The 14143-nt window shown below is 54.7% G+C and carries 13 protein-coding genes; 10 read left to right on the top strand and 3 right to left on the bottom strand.

Annotated features, from left to right (window positions below; all coding sequences use genetic code 11):
• Positions 1-154: 154 nt before the first annotated feature.
• Entirely contained in the window at positions 155-1903 is a 1749-nt protein-coding gene (locus IMCC3135_RS21195) for a DUF2628 domain-containing protein (RefSeq protein WP_088919413.1), read from the bottom strand.
• Positions 1904-2268: 365 nt separating this feature from the next.
• On the opposite strand from IMCC3135_RS21195, the gene IMCC3135_RS21190 reads away from it, so the two are divergent.
• The 6 genes from IMCC3135_RS21190 to IMCC3135_RS21165 all read left to right on the top strand — a co-directional run bounded on the left by IMCC3135_RS21190 (position 2269) and on the right by IMCC3135_RS21165 (position 7267).
• Positions 2269-3084, top strand: a complete 816-nt coding sequence (locus IMCC3135_RS21190) for a TIM barrel protein (protein ID WP_205737654.1) — start codon at positions 2269-2271, stop codon at positions 3082-3084.
• A gap of 96 nt (positions 3085-3180) precedes the next feature.
• Positions 3181-4119, top strand: a complete 939-nt coding sequence (locus tag IMCC3135_RS21185; RefSeq protein WP_088919411.1) for a sugar ABC transporter substrate-binding protein — start codon at positions 3181-3183, stop codon at positions 4117-4119.
• 93 nt (positions 4120-4212) lie between these two features.
• Complete coding sequence (locus IMCC3135_RS21180) at positions 4213-5244, top strand: ABC transporter permease (protein ID WP_088919410.1); 1032 nt, start codon at positions 4213-4215, stop codon at positions 5242-5244.
• 3 nt (positions 5245-5247) lie between these two features.
• Positions 5248-6018: an ATP-binding cassette domain-containing protein gene (locus IMCC3135_RS21175; RefSeq protein ID WP_088919409.1), complete on the top strand. Its 771-nt coding sequence runs from the start codon at positions 5248-5250 to the stop codon at positions 6016-6018.
• 13 nt (positions 6019-6031) lie between these two features.
• The gene (locus tag IMCC3135_RS21170; protein WP_088919408.1) at positions 6032-6235 is read left to right on the top strand and encodes a hypothetical protein; all 204 of its coding nucleotides are present in this window, start codon (positions 6032-6034) and stop codon (positions 6233-6235) included.
• Positions 6236-6238: 3 nt separating this feature from the next.
• The gene (locus tag IMCC3135_RS21165; RefSeq protein WP_088919407.1) at positions 6239-7267 is read left to right on the top strand and encodes a LacI family DNA-binding transcriptional regulator; all 1029 of its coding nucleotides are present in this window, start codon (positions 6239-6241) and stop codon (positions 7265-7267) included.
• 93 nt (positions 7268-7360) lie between these two features.
• On the opposite strand, the gene IMCC3135_RS21160 is transcribed toward IMCC3135_RS21165, so the two are convergent.
• Both IMCC3135_RS21160 and IMCC3135_RS21155 read right to left on the bottom strand, forming a co-directional pair.
• Positions 7361-8518 (bottom strand): Gfo/Idh/MocA family protein, encoded by a 1158-nt coding sequence (locus IMCC3135_RS21160; RefSeq protein WP_088919406.1) that lies wholly within the window; start codon positions 8516-8518, stop codon positions 7361-7363.
• A 21-nt stretch (positions 8519-8539) separates the two neighbouring features.
• On the bottom strand, positions 8540-9433 hold the full coding sequence (locus IMCC3135_RS21155; protein WP_088919405.1) for a sugar phosphate isomerase/epimerase family protein: 894 nt from the start codon (positions 9431-9433) through the stop codon (positions 8540-8542).
• Between the two features lie 126 nt (positions 9434-9559).
• Here IMCC3135_RS21155 and iolD point away from each other — a divergent pair, with 126 nt between their 5' ends.
• The 4 genes from iolD to IMCC3135_RS21135 are packed head-to-tail and all read left to right on the top strand — an operon-like array spanning position 9560 to position 14141.
• A complete protein-coding gene (iolD, locus tag IMCC3135_RS21150) occupies positions 9560-11431 on the top strand; it encodes a 3D-(3,5/4)-trihydroxycyclohexane-1,2-dione acylhydrolase (decyclizing) (protein ID WP_088919404.1) in 1872 nt (623 codons plus the stop codon).
• A 2-nt stretch (positions 11432-11433) separates the two neighbouring features.
• Complete coding sequence (gene iolC, locus IMCC3135_RS21145) at positions 11434-12453, top strand: 5-dehydro-2-deoxygluconokinase (RefSeq protein ID WP_088919403.1); 1020 nt, start codon at positions 11434-11436, stop codon at positions 12451-12453.
• 12 nt (positions 12454-12465) lie between these two features.
• On the top strand, positions 12466-13308 hold the full coding sequence (locus tag IMCC3135_RS21140) for a 5-deoxy-glucuronate isomerase (protein ID WP_088919402.1): 843 nt from the start codon (positions 12466-12468) through the stop codon (positions 13306-13308).
• Positions 13308-14141, top strand: coding sequence for a class II fructose-bisphosphate aldolase (locus IMCC3135_RS21135; protein ID WP_088919401.1), 834 nt, complete (start codon positions 13308-13310; stop codon positions 14139-14141). The genes IMCC3135_RS21140 and IMCC3135_RS21135 overlap by 1 nt, the downstream gene beginning before the upstream one ends.
• The last annotated feature ends 2 nt before the right edge of the window (positions 14142-14143 follow it).

Below are 14143 nucleotides of genomic sequence, written 5' to 3'. Positions count from 1 at the left end.
TCGGGTCACTGCCCGTCATTCTTACGCGATGACTTGAAAGGAGTAACGACAGGAGCAGCCGGAAATAAATGACCGCTATTGTTTTATGAGGCACCCTTCCGTTTGTAACCTTGCAAAATGAGGGGCATACCCCTTACTGCCAACGCGGGTTGATTTAATCGAGAGTTGCCGCTCGTCGGGCTGCAGCGATGGCCTTGCCCGGAGTTGTGGCCCGTACCCAGGCAACCAGTTCGAAACCGCGTTGCTCGAGTTTGTCCTCACGCCACTGATTGGCGTAACGAAATGGCAGGTAGAGCAAACCGATAACTGTCAGAAGCGCAAAGCCGACGGTTCCGAATTTAACGGCCGTGCTCACGGTATTTCCAGCGTCGAGCCATGACAGTCCAGCAACCAGAAGCCCTGCAATGAGAATCAGCCACATCAGGGAATAAACCAGAGCGGTACCAAACAGATGCCGGTAAACCAGATAAGGCAATGTCAGGAACAGTGCTGGCCAGGACACGCCATTCTTCACCGCCTGTGCCTGTTCATCGCGACGGAAAACACTATAGAGGGTGCCGTCCTGCTGATCTGAAAGATCAACGGGAAGCTCTCTGCTTAAGGACGCAGAGGGGCTGTCTGTGGCGGCACCAGCTGACGATCGTGCATCTTCATCGTCGCTCTGATCACCATCTGCCAGATAGATGTCGGCATCATTGGTCTCAAGCTCGTCAAGCTTTGCAGTATCAGTGACTGCGTACTTTCGTTTCAACGACTCGGTAATATCTCTTTCTGCTTCTTCATCGAAGGTATCGCCCGTGTCGACTGCAGGCGCATCGTCGTCACTCAGTGCGAACAGATCATCATTTTCGTTGCTGGCGGATACGATGTCATCGCGCTGCCCGGGCAGGTCGTTGGCCTGGCGCTCCAGTTCCATGGACAGTCGATCGGTGTCGTCAATGGGTTTGTCAGCCGGTGCGGATGGTGAGTACTCCTGCAGCTCTCTCTGGTTTTCTTCTGCAGTGAGTTCGCCTTCCAGCCATTCGGAGCTGTCGTCGAGTACGGCCTGGGTGCCTGTGACATCGCTGAAATCAACAGTCATTGCTGCATCGGCGTCATCGTCGTCGTCGGCCAGAGGGTCAGTCGGTGGCGGCGGTTCGCTGCCTTGATAGACGCCGCCCAGCAAGGCTTCCAGCTCGTCGTCCTCGGCGGTGTCAGAATGTGATGGGCTAGTGGCTGATGCAGCGGCAGGTGCCACATCCGCTAGTAGTTCGTCGTCCCCGTCGGGGGCCAGCAGGTCCTCGGCGAGCAGATCATTGGTTTCGAAAAGCTCATCACCGTCAAATTCGCTGACATCGTCGTTGTCGAGTTCGTACACGGCCGTACCATCAAGCTCTGAGGTCAGATTGATGGTTTCGTCCAGGTAGTCGTCGGGAAATGCGATTTCTGTCTGCTCTTCATCCCGCTGTGTCGGTCGTTGTACTGGCTGATCATCCGCGTCGTCAAGATCGGAGCTGTTGTCGAATTTTTCCTGAAAGCTGGTGCGCTCGATGGTTGAGAGGGGTTCCCCATCTTCCAGGTGAGCCGAATTCAGAGACAGAAGATCATCGGGGCTACGAGCCTGGTCAACGCCTGAAGGTGCTGATATCGACTCCGGGATGCCCTCACCTTCCAGTTCCAGTGGTTCGAGTTCCAGTGGTGTTTCAAGGTCGCTGTCAGCGCCGCTCGAGCCTGTTACGACTGGTCGCGGGCCCTCGGCCTCGCGCTGTGCGATGAGTTCTTCCACGCGCAGGTTGGTGTACAGATACCTGGCCTCGTCGTGATCGTCACTAGCCAGCGCGCAGGCCCGAGCCCAGATATGCGGTCGTCGCTTGTCCGAGTTCAGCTCATCAGTGGCTTGCTGGTACAGATCTTCATCAATCATGGGTGGTCAATCTTGTTTTGGCCTTGGTGTCGGAGCTACTACTCGCCTTGAACGGTGGTGAGCGATCAGGCTGGGGGCCCTGCAGTCACTAACAAGTTTAACCTTAATGCCGCATAAAATCCCCCGTGCGGTGTGCTATGAGGATAGGCCATGGTGCTAAAAGCGTTGCCTCGGGCCAGTTAGTTGCCATGGTTTTCCAGGTTCCGACATTATTCGAGCGGCTGCAATGCCGTGAAGCCAAGGGTGAGTAGGCGCTCAATTGCAACCGGTTGCAAATAATACTTGCAAGGTGCTGGTAACACTCGCATAATCACAACTCCTGTGAACTAGAGGATGCGATTCTTGCGCGTCCTGACGGAGGAACCTTGTTCGGATTTGCACTTAACCACATGACGTTGGCGAAGGCCTCATACGCAGAACTCCTGAAGATTTCAGAAGCTCTGGAGTGTGTCGGGATCGAGGTGCGTAATGATCTGAACAGGCCCTTGTTTGATGGCCTGAGTGCCAAAGCGGCCGGGCAGGCGGCAAGGGATGCAAATCTGTCTATTCTTGCTCTGGCTGAAGTCTGTGCCTTTGATGATTTCTCGCCAGAAAAGCTGGCCGCCGCACAATCACTGATGCGACTGGCTGTTGATTGCGGTGCACAGGCCATCAGTCTCATTCCCCGTAACGATGCTCACTCTGCCAGTGATATCGAGCGGCAGGACAATCTGATTGGCGTATTGCGACAGCTGCAACCTTTACTGGAAGATCATGGCCTGATTGCTCTGATAGAGCCTCTGGGGTTTTCCAGTTGCTCATTGCGTAGCAAGCAGGATGCGGTTGCTGCCATAGGGGCGCTGGATGCGGCGCATTGTTTCAAGCTGGTGCATGACACTTTTCATCATCATGTCTCGGGCGGCGGTCCGGTTTTCGCAGAACACACCGGCATCGTGCATGTGTCAGGCGTTGTTGACGCAATGGCCGCCAGTCAGATGCTGGATGCAGATCGTATCCTCGTTGATGAGCATGATCAGCTGGGTAATATCGCGCAGTTACGCCAACTGCTGGAAGACGGCTATCAGGGGCCTGTCTCGTTCGAGGCCTTTGCTCCTGCGGTTCACGATCTGCCAGATCATTTGCAGGCATTGCGGGCCTCGTGCCAGTTCATCACCTCGCGCCTTCATCAGCTTGCTGCATGAAGAGCGCGTACTCATGATTTTTCAAAAGCCCCTGTTTAGAGGGTATTTCCGGTTTCAATCTTCGTGCGCCGGACACAGCATGATGGAGAAGAGATAATGAAAAAGACACTGATTGTTGCCAGCATTGCCACAATGCTTTCAGGACAGGCCATGGCCGAATCCTTCGGTGCATCCATTGCCAGTTTTGACGATAACTTTCTGACCGTCATGCGTAATGCAATGACGGATCACGCCGAGTCGATTGATGGTGTTGATGTGCAGGTGGAAGATGCAACGAACGATGTCGGCAAGCAGCTCAACCAGATCCAGAATTTTATTGCCGCCGGTGTCGACGCGATTATCGTCAATCCGGTTGATACCGACGCTACGATGGCAATGACCAAGGCCGCCGCTGATGCTGGTATTCCACTGGTTTATCTCAATCGTGAGCCAGTCAATGTCAACGAACTACCTGAAAATCAGGCTTTCGTCGGCTCCAACGAAATCGAGTCCGGCACTTTGTCAGCTTTTGAAGTGTGCAAGGAGCTGCGCGCAGCGGGCAAGGCCGGCGGTGCCAATGTTGTTGTCATGATGGGTGAGCTCAGTAATCAGGCTGCCGTTCAGCGTACCAAGGATGTCAAGGATGTCATTGGCATGGACATGTGTAACTTCATGACCATTGTGGAAGAGCAGACAGCCAGCTGGAGCCGAATCGAGAGTCAGGATCTGATGACGAACTGGATTTCAGGTGGTATTGAGTTTGATGCAGTACTGGCCAACAATGACGAAATGGCGATTGGTGCTATTCAGGGCATGAAGGCTGCCGGTATGGACATGGCTGATATTGTTGTAGGCGGCGTGGATGCAACCTCTGATGCACTGGCAGCCATGAAAGCAGGTGACCTGGATGTCACAGTATTCCAGGATGCGGCAGGTCAGGGCGCAGGCGCAGTGGATATCGCCCGCAAGCTGGTAGCTGGTGAGAAGACAGATCGTAAAGTCTTTATTCCGTTCAAGCTTGTCACACCTGCAAATGTAGATGATTTCACGTCCTGATACGACGTTTCTGACGTTTGACTGAAAGGAAGTAAAAGCAGCCACTGTTGGCTGCTTTCTCAAGTTCAAGTGTAAATTGGAGTATCCATAGCCATGGTTGACGCAGTAAATTCCGTAGCGCCGAGTCCGGCCGTCAAGAAAAAGCGCTATTGGCCGCCTGAGCTGAATGCGCTCATCGGACTGATCGGCATCGCGATCATCTTCGAGATTCTGGGCTGGATTGTTCGGGATCAGAGTTTTTTCGGCAATATCACACGCCTCAAGATCATGATCTTGCAGGTGTCGATTATCGGCATCATTGCCATAGGCGTCACCCAGGTCATCATCACCGGCGGCATAGATCTGTCCTCCGGTTCTGTGGTCGGCGCAACGGCCATGATCGCCATGAGCTTTGCGCAGGTGGGTACTTACGACAAGGCTATTTTTCTGGAGCAGGGCTGGGTCGATCTGCCGGTCTTCATTCCCATCATCATCGGTCTGGCGTGTGGACTATTCGCCGGGATGATCAACGGGCTATTGATTGCCTATACGAAAATACCACCCTTTATTGCAACTCTGGGCATGATGGTGTCTGCCAGAGGTGTTGCCAAGTGGTGGACAAGGGGCCAGCCGGTCTCCTTCCCGACCGAGAGTTTCGCCTCTCTGGGTGAAGGCATGACGCCGGTCTATATCTTTATTGCGATTGCCATTCTGTTTCATCTGATACTGACTCATACGGTCTATGGCAAGCATACTTATGCTATCGGTTCGAACCCGGACGCTGCTCGTATGTCGGGTATCAATGTCGAGCGGCACCTGGTACTGGTGTATGCCATCGCCGGTCTGCTGGCGGGATTGGCCGCCATGGTGTTGGCAGCACGCGGATTGACCGCTCAATCCGGCATGGGTGTCATGTACGAACTGGACGCCATTGCCATGACCGTCATCGGTGGGGTATCCCTGGCGGGAGGGCGTGGTTCGATTATAGGTACTGCGATCGGCATGCTGATATTCGGGATCATCATCTCCGGCTTTACCTTCATACGCTTGGACGCCTTTTATCAGGAGATGATCAAGGGCGCCGTTATCGTGGGGGCCGTCGTCGCCGATGTCTATCGTCAGAAAAAACGTGCAACGGAGAGTTGAAACATGTCCGATATCATTCTCAAGACTGAAGGTCTGACCAAGCACTACGGTGGCGTACATGCTCTGAATGACGCCAATTTTGAACTGCGTGCTGGCGAACATGTGGCCATTATGGGTGACAACGGGGCGGGCAAGTCCACCTTTGTCCGGCAGATAACCGGGGTCGAGCAGCGCACCCGTGGTCAGATGTATTTCATGGGTGAGCAGGTTGATTTCGCCGGACCTCTGGATGCTCGCGAGGCGGGTATAGAGACAGTTTTCCAGACACTGGCGCTGGCCGATGATCTGGATGTGCCGTCGAATCTGTTTCTGGGTCGCGAGAAAATTCTGTTCAATCTGGGACCGTTCTCGATTTTGGACAAGCGCGGTATGCGTAAAGCCACGGAGGAGGGGTTGAAGCGCACAGCAGTCAAGATTCCGAATATCAACAATCCGATCCGTAACATGTCAGGTGGTCAGCGACAGTGTGTGGCTATCGCTCGTACCGCCACATTCCACTCGAAGCTCACCATCATGGATGAGCCAACGGCGGCTTTGGGGGTGCAGGAAACAGCGCAGGTGGAGAACATTGTCCGTACGCTCAAGGAGGCCGGTGAACCCTTGATTCTGATCAGTCACAACATGCGTCAGGTTTTCGATCTGGTTGACCGTATAATCGTCTTTCGCCGTGGGCGTATCGTGGCCAACCTGAATGTCGATGAGACTGATGGTCAGGACGTGGTCGCCTATATCACGGGTGCCAAGACCGGCGCCGAATACGCAGGCGCTGCCTGATCACGACACCAGCATGCTCAAAGGTTTTGAATTACAGATAGATTTCTTTCTGCCCGTCTGGCGACGAGTGGTGTTGCTCCTGGTCTGTTTCGGGTGGGCGGCCGTGGAGTTTCTCACGGGCGCCCCTTTCTGGGGAGTCATCTTCGGCAGTCTGGGAGGATACGCCTTGTGGCAGCTGTTTCTTTGTGACTGGCCGGGCAACGATAATCAGCACTGAGGCATGGGCGCTATAACGCTCAAGGATGTCGCAGAACGAGCGGGTGTGTCTCGCTCGGCGGTATCCAGAACCTTTACCGATGGTGCCTCGGTTTCTGAAACCATGCGTCGCAAGGTGCTCAAGGCGGCGGTTGATCTGGGCTATGCCCCTAATGCCCTGGCATCGAGCCTGACAACGGGTCGAACCCGTCTCATTGGTCTGGTGTCCAACAACTTTCATAATCCGATATTTCTGGAAGTTTTTGATCTGTTTACTCGCGGTTTGCAGGATCGTGGATTGCGACCGCTGCTGGTCAATCTGACGGACGAGACGGACCCGGAAAGCACGCTGCGCATGTTGCGGCAGTATTCTGTGGACGGTGTGATTGTCGCCTCCTCAACCCTGACCCCAGAATTTTCCCAGGCCTTCCGGCAGGCAAAAATGCCGGTCGTGCATTCCTTTGGCCGTCAATCCAGCTCGCCGCAGGTGCATGTGGTCGGTATTGATAATGTCGAATGTGGTCGCATTGCCGCCCGGGAGCTACTGGCTCGTGGTTATAAACGGGTCGCCTTCATGGGCGGGCCGGTGACGGCGACTTCAACCCAGGATCGATATGAAGGCTTCATCTCGGAGCTGTCTTTGCACCCGTCTATTGAAGTGAGCCATTCATTTGCCGAGCAATATTCATTTGATGCGGGACGCAAGGAGATGCTCCGGCTGCTGCAGAATGCTCCGGCACAAGCCTATTTCTGCGGCGACGATGTCTTGTCTATTGGTGCGCTAAGCGCCCTTGGTGAGACGGGTTTGCGAGTGCCAGAGGATGTTGGCATCATCGGTTTGAACGACATGGAGATGGCGGGTTGGGAAAGCATCGCTCTGACAACCATCAGGCAGCCCATCCAGCAGATCATCAGTTCATCGATCGAGCTGATCGTTGCCATGCTGGAGGAGCCGGATCGCTACCCCGAAGCCCGGTTGTTTCCCAGTTACGTGGTAGAGCGAAAAACGCTCAGACCTCGTCTGGATGTGCAAAGCCCGGACGTGGAAAGCTGAGCATTTTTGTGGGATAGTCCTGAGGCCTCGTGAAGCGGTAGGTTCTCCACTTCACGAGCCTCTGGTCGCAGCCTCAGTCAGTAATACAGGTAATCATCTGAACATGGGTGGGCGTGCGTCCACCCACTCACCGCCAGCCGCGCCGGATTTAGCCACGGCCACCACTGCTGCCATGGAGCGTAATCCGTCTGTCGCTCGAGGATACAGATCAGCCGCTGGGTCAGTGGGGCGAGTCTCCTTTTCTGCACGGATGGCTTCAGCCAGATCCTTGTAGATGTTGGCAAAAGCCAGCGGCATACCTTCGGCATGGCCGATGGTCACACGAGTGGCCCGATCAGCTTCTGGAGACAGGTTGGTCTCACCGCGTTCGATGATCTGCAGGCGCTGGTTCAGCGGCATCCAGTACAGCTGATTGGGTTGTTCCTGTGACCAGCGCAAGCCGCCTTTTTCACCAAAAACCTGAATGCTGAGACCATGTTGGCGGCCGATGGCAATCGAGGAGGTCCACAGACGACCGACGGTGCCGCCATCCATGCGAAAATTGACCATGGCATCGTCTTCCAGTTCACGCGAGGCGATGCAGGAGACGATATCAGCCGATAGTTTGGTGACTTCCTGACCGGTAACAAAGCTTGCCATATGCAGGGCGTGAATACCGCAGTCGGCAAATTGCGCCGACACACCGGCCTGTGCAGGATCATAGCGCCAGCGTACGCGAGGGTTGTCGGCATCGGCTGCATCGGCGTGATGACCATGTGCGAACTCGGCATTGACCAGACGGATCTTGCCCAGATCACCACGGGCTACCATGGCGCGCATATGTCGTACCAGGGAGTAACCGGTATAGCCATAGTTGACCGCACAGATTCGCTTGTTCTCCTGGGCTATTCTGACAATCTGCTCGCCTTCATCGACGGTCATGGTCATCGGTTTTTCACACAAAACGTGAAAGCCTGCTTCCAGATATGCCTTGGTGATCTCAAAGTGTGTGGAGTTGGGAGTGGCCACGGTCACCAGGTCAACACGGTCCTCCCGTGCCGACTCACCTTCAAGCATTTCACGCCAATCGCCATAGGAGCGATCAGCGGCAAGGCCCAGTTGCTGTCCGTAGCTACGTCCGGCCTCCGGTCTGTGGTCCAGAGCACCAGCCGTGAATTCAAACAGGCCATCCAGGCCTGAACCTAGTCGGTGGGCGGGACCAATCTGGCTGCCTTCACCGCCGCCAATCATTCCCCAGCTCAATTTACTCATGTCGATATATTCGTTGTTGGATCAGGCGAAGCCGATGGATTGCAGGTATTCACGATTCAGACGTGCATCGCGTTCAGGGTCAGGGTCCAGCAGTGGATCGCAATCTTGTTCTATGGTGCACCAGCCTGAATAGTTGGCATCGAGCAGCAGTTTGCGCACGGCGGGAAAATCGACTTCGCCGTCTGCCAGATTACAGAAAATACCTTGTCCGCAGGCCTCATAGAAGCCAGTGCGATTTGCAATGGCTGCCGCTTTGACTTTGGCATCGGTGGATTTGAAATGCACATAAGTGATGCGCTCCATATGCCGTTGCATGAACGCAACCGGATCAAAACCTGCGTAGGTGCAATGGCCCGTGTCGATGCAGATCTTGAGTTTTTCAGGATCTGTCTCTTCCAGTAATCTTTCTACTTCGGGTTCAAAATCCATGAAACCGCCAGCGTGTGGGTGGATTTCGGGGATCAGTCCGTATTCTTCATAGCCGAGTTTGGCGATGGTCATGATGCGATCACGATAGGCTGTCCATTCGGCCGTATCCATTTGTTCCGCCTCGCTGCCGCGCCCTGCTGTGGGTGCGCGGCGCGGCGAGATGGAATCAATCAGAACGAAGTGTTTGGCGCCGTGAGCCTGCAGGGCCTTGCAGGTGCGTACCGCACCGTCCATGACATCGTCCCACTGGTTCTTGTCGTGGAATGCGCGAAACACAACGCCACCAATCAGTTCCATCTTGTGGGCTGCCAGGGCGTCACCGAGTTCGGCAGGGTCTTCCGGCATGAAGCCGACGGGACCCAGCTCGATGCCGGTATAGCCAGCGCGGCTACATTGTTCGAGGACAGTCTGCCACGTGGGGTTTCTGTCGTCCTTTGCGAACTCTACACCCCATGAGCAGGGTGCGTTGCCAATTCTGATGCTCATTATTTGATTATGTCCAAAGGTTTGCAACCGGTTGCATTTATTGTATTCTGTCGTCTGTTGCACCGTCAATACAAGTCGTCCATCTAATTTGGACACGTACCTGACCCACGGTCCCGAGTAAATACCATGGCTGACCAAAGCACTACTATCCGATTGACTCTGGCGCAGGCGATTGTTCGCTGGATGGCCAATCAGTACATTGTCATAGAAGAACAGGAACAACGCCTGTTTGGAGGTGGATTCGGCATTTTTGGCCATGGCAATGTCACCTGTCTGGGTGAGGCCCTGTATCAACATAAAGACGAACTGCCGTTGTACCGAGGCCAGAACGAACAGAGCATGGGTTTTGCAGCGGCAGCCTATGCAAAATATCACCTGCGCCAGCGCTTGATGTTCTGTACCGCATCGGCAGGTCCGGGTACTAGTAACCTGTTGACATCCGCCGCGCTGGCACACGCCAACCGACTACCCATGCTACTGCTGTGCGGTGATACCTATGTCACTCGCTTGCCGGATCCGGTATTGCAGCAAATGGAACATTTCAACAATCCGAGTCTGGGTGTCAATGATGCCTTCAAGGCGGTGACACGCTACTGGGATCGTATCGTCCATCCCGCCCAGATCATCCAGAGCTTGCCTAATGCCATCGCCACCATGCTTGATCCGGGCGATTGCGGACCTGCCTTCCTGGGCTTGCCGCAGGATGTGCAGGGCTGGGCCTACGATTACCCTGCCGTCTTCTTTGAGCGCAAGGTGCACCGGATTCGCCGAGCCGCACCTGATAAGCAGGAGCTGGCCGATGCGGTGCAGCTTTTGAAAAGTGCTGCCCGGCCACTGATCATCGCCGGTGGTGGCGTGCAATATTCCGGGGCTGTCAAAGAGCTCAGCCATTTTGCCGAGGCGCATCAGATTCCTGTGGTTGAGACCATTGCGGGGCGTGCCAACCTGTTGGCTACTCATCCTCTCAATGCCGGCCCGGTTGGCGTCACCGGTTCGGATTCTGCGAATGCACTGGCAGAGAAGGCTGATGTCATTCTTGCGGTGGGTACCCGATTACAGGATTTCACCACGGGTTCCTGGACAGCCTTTGCACAAGAGGCTCAATTCATATCCATCAATGCCGCTCGCCATGATGCGGGTAAACATTGTTCCTTGCCGGTGGTTGGTGATGCAAGGGTGGCACTGGAGCAACTGGCCGATTTGATGAGTGGCTATCAATGTCCACAAAGCTGGACTACCTTGGCGGCAGAAGAGCGCAAGCAATGGGATGCAACCGTTGCGGTCAATGTGGCTCATGGCAACCGGCCCAATTCCTATGCACAAGCGATTGGTGTGATCAATGAGTTGTGTGATCCGCAAGATCGTGTGGTGGCAGCCGCCGGTGGCCTGCCTGCTGAAGTGACAGCCAACTGGCGCACACTGGGCATCGGAACCGTTGATGTCGAGTTTGGTTTTTCCTGCATGGGCTACGAAATTGCCGGTGGCTGGGGCGCACGAATTGCGCAGGCAGAACGTCAGCCAGACAAGGACACCATTGTCTTTACAGGCGATGGCTCCTATATGCTGATGAACTCGGATGTTTATTCCAGCGTGTTGACTGGCAAGAAGCTGATCATCCTGGTGCTGGATAATGGGGGATTCGCTGTTATCAACAAATTGCAGAACAATACCGGTAACGAGAGCTTCAACAATCTGTTGAGCGACTGTCCGACGGTTGACTCCCCCTTTGCTGTGGACTTTGAAGCGCATGCTCGTGCCATGGGCGCACTGGCAGAAACAGTCGAGAATGTCAGTGAGCTGGGTGAGGCCTTCAAACGTGCCAAGGCTGCGAGCAAGACATCGGTTATTGTCATGAAGGTTGACGCCTATGAAGGCTGGACCACTGAAGGCCATACCTGGTGGGAAGTAGGGACGCCGCAAGTCAGTGAAAGCAGCAAGATCAGAGCTGCCCATGAGGAAGTTGAGTCCAGTCGCAGCAAGCAGCGACGCGGGGTTTGAGTATGAAAACTGTATTTGCCGGCAAGCGTTTTCTGGTGATGGGGCGTGCGGGGATGGATTTTTCGCCTGAGCCTGCAGGCACACGAACAGAAGAGGCCACCTCTTTTTCTTCCAGTCTGGGAGGCTCATCAGCCAATATCGCTGTGGCGATCACGCGGTTGGGAGGGCAGGCTTCACTGATTACCTGTGTATCTGACGATGCGGTGGGTCGGTTCTGTCTCAATCAGCTGGATCACTATGGCGTTGCACGAAAGCATGTGCGCTCGGTTGGCGGTGAATTTCGCAATTCACTGGCGGTATCGGAAAGCCGGATTGAGGATCATCAGACGGTTATTTATCGAAATGGTGCCGCTGACTTCCAGATGAGTATTGCCGATGTAGAGGCTGTTGATTACTCATCGTTCGATGCCTTGATTACTACCGGTACCGTGCTGGCAGCCGAACCTTCACGCAGTGCTGCGTTCCGGGCATTTGAACTGGCAAGGCAGGCAGGCATTCCACTGATATTCGATATCGACTATCGACCCTATAGCTGGGCATCGCCTGCAGAGGCGGCAGATGTCTATAGTCGCGCCGGTGCGCTGTGTGACATCATTATCGGTAATGATGTCGAATTCGGTTTCATGGCCGGTGACTATGACAAGGGCCTGGACATGGCTCGTGAACTGGCACGCGGAGATGCCAGTGCGGCTGCAAGTACGGCTGCAAGTGCGGCTGCAAATACCAGCATTATCATCTACAAGATGGGTGAGCATGGCTCGATTACCCTGACCCCTGATGAAGAATTTCGTACGGGTATCTACCCGGCAAATGCGCTCAAACCAACCGGTGCGGGCGATAGTTTCATGGGCGGCTTGATTGCTTCCCTGGCGGCCGGGCATTCATTGCGCGATGCGGTGCGCCGCGGATCTGCCTGCGCCTCCATGGTAGTCGCCCGAGTCGGTTGTGCGCCTGCCATGCCATCGACAGCCGAGCTGGAAAGTTTTCTGGCTGAGCATGTCGATCACGCCCTTCAATCATAAGAGAAACGTCTCATGCATATTGCACCCTATGACAATCAGAATAAGCCCATTGTCGATATCGATGACAAGCTGGTACCGCTGAACTATTTCAATATCGTCAAGTTGAAGAAAGGCCAGGCGTTCGAATACCAGGTACCAGGCTACGAGACCTGTATCGCACCGGCGACAGGGACCGTGAACATTGAGGTTGAAGGCGTATCCTTTACCGATCTGGGCAATCGCGGTGTCGATGTCTGGGACGGTGAGCCCGAAGGTGTCTACATTCCCTCAGGTGCCAAGGTGACGATGGCCTGTGTTTCTGATAATGCCGAAGTTTTTATCGCTGGGGCACGTTATGACAAGGTGCTGGAACCCTTTGATGTTCGGGTTGCAGAGCTGGACAAGGTCCAATATGGTTCGGATGACACCAAGACGCATCGCAAGATCAAGCATATCCTGGGGCAGAAGCAGCATGACAAGGTGGGTCGTTTGCTGGTCAGCGAACTGTATACGGTAGGTCAGGGCGGTTGGTCCGGCTTTCCTTCTCACAAGCACGATACAGATCGATTGCCAGACGAAACACGGCATGATGAAACCTACAATTTCCGCTTCCGCCCGAACCATGGTTCTGGTGTACAGATGTTGCAGCGTGTCGACAATGAGCCGGGTGATGCCTACCATATCGTTGATGGTTCAACCATCTGTCTGGACAAGGGTTATCACCCTTGTGCGGCTCTGCCAGGCTATGAAATGTACTACTTCACTATTCTGGGAGGCCTGTCTCAGCGTTCTCTGGTTCAATACTTTCAGCCAACGCATGCCTATCAGATAGAGACGATACCGGGCATCAAAGACATGATCGCGAAGTTCAAGTAATGCCACGCGCAACACTTGCCGAGGTGTTACAGCCGGCATTGCAACAGGGCTATGCAGTTGCCGGTCTGGTGACGCTGGGTTGGGAGGACATGCGAGCCTTTGTGGCAGCCGCTGAAGCCGAAGGCGTGCCTGTGATACTACAAGCCGGGCCTGGCTGTAGAAGTCATACGCCCTTGCCGGTGCTGGGCAGGATGATGGGCTGGCTGGCTGATGAGGCTTCGGTGCCGGTAGTGATGCATCTGGATCATGGTTATTCTTTCGAAGAATGCCATATGGCCATCGACTGTGGCTTCAGTTCTGTCATGTATGACGGTTCGCGCAAATCTCTGGAACAGAATATTGCAGAGACGGCCGCCATTGCCGAACTGGCCCATGCTGCTGGTGTGTCCTGTGAAGGTGAGATCGGTTTCGTTGGCTATGCCGATGGAGAAGAATCCAAAGGTACGGACCCTGCAGAAGCCGCTCGTTTCGCCTCTGAGACCGGGGTTGATGCCATGGCAGTATCGGTCGGCAATGTGCATTTGCAGCAAGGCGTTGGTGGGCGACTGGACGAAGAGCGTATCCGCGCCATCCAGGCCTGTACCGAGGTGCCGCTGGTTATCCACGGAGGTTCAGGTGTACCGGCCGATCAGCGTATTGAACTTGCCAGAACATCGAGTATCTGCAAATACAATATCGGTACCGAGTTGCGCATGATATTCGGTGAGGCGTTACGGGCGGCCGTCAATGCCGATCCTGCACGATTTGATCGGGTAGCTCTGCTGAGCGAAACCCATGATCCTCTGGTGACAGCAACTCGGACTGTGCTGCGCAGTATGGGGCAGGTGGCCTGAAT

The sequence above is a fragment of the Granulosicoccus antarcticus IMCC3135 genome, from assembly GCF_002215215.1.
In the GTDB taxonomy this organism is placed as follows: domain Bacteria; phylum Pseudomonadota; class Gammaproteobacteria; order Granulosicoccales; family Granulosicoccaceae; genus Granulosicoccus; species Granulosicoccus antarcticus.
Note: the sequence above shows the minus strand (reverse complement) of the source record. Positions and strands in the feature narration are given on the sequence as shown.

What these genes read in the sequence shown, in the direction of transcription:
- IMCC3135_RS21175 (WP_088919409.1), top strand. Translation starts at nt 5,248, where the DNA reads ATGTCCGATATCATTCTCAAGACTGAAGGTCTGACCAAGCACTACGGT.
- IMCC3135_RS21180 (WP_088919410.1), top strand. Translation starts at nt 4,213, where the DNA reads ATGGTTGACGCAGTAAATTCCGTAGCGCCGAGTCCGGCCGTCAAGAAA.
- IMCC3135_RS21135 (WP_088919401.1), top strand. Translation starts at nt 13,308, where the DNA reads ATGCCACGCGCAACACTTGCCGAGGTGTTACAGCCGGCATTGCAACAG.
- IMCC3135_RS21195 (WP_088919413.1), bottom strand. Translation starts at nt 1,903, where the DNA reads ATGATTGATGAAGATCTGTACCAGCAAGCCACTGATGAGCTGAACTCG.
- iolD (WP_088919404.1), top strand. Translation starts at nt 9,560, where the DNA reads ATGGCTGACCAAAGCACTACTATCCGATTGACTCTGGCGCAGGCGATT.
- IMCC3135_RS21140 (WP_088919402.1), top strand. Translation starts at nt 12,466, where the DNA reads ATGCATATTGCACCCTATGACAATCAGAATAAGCCCATTGTCGATATC.
- IMCC3135_RS21165 (WP_088919407.1), top strand. Translation starts at nt 6,239, where the DNA reads ATGGGCGCTATAACGCTCAAGGATGTCGCAGAACGAGCGGGTGTGTCT.
- IMCC3135_RS21185 (WP_088919411.1), top strand. Translation starts at nt 3,181, where the DNA reads ATGAAAAAGACACTGATTGTTGCCAGCATTGCCACAATGCTTTCAGGA.
- iolC (WP_088919403.1), top strand. Translation starts at nt 11,434, where the DNA reads ATGAAAACTGTATTTGCCGGCAAGCGTTTTCTGGTGATGGGGCGTGCG.
- IMCC3135_RS21170 (WP_088919408.1), top strand. Translation starts at nt 6,032, where the DNA reads ATGCTCAAAGGTTTTGAATTACAGATAGATTTCTTTCTGCCCGTCTGG.
- IMCC3135_RS21160 (WP_088919406.1), bottom strand. Translation starts at nt 8,518, where the DNA reads ATGAGTAAATTGAGCTGGGGAATGATTGGCGGCGGTGAAGGCAGCCAG.
- IMCC3135_RS21155 (WP_088919405.1), bottom strand. Translation starts at nt 9,433, where the DNA reads ATGAGCATCAGAATTGGCAACGCACCCTGCTCATGGGGTGTAGAGTTC.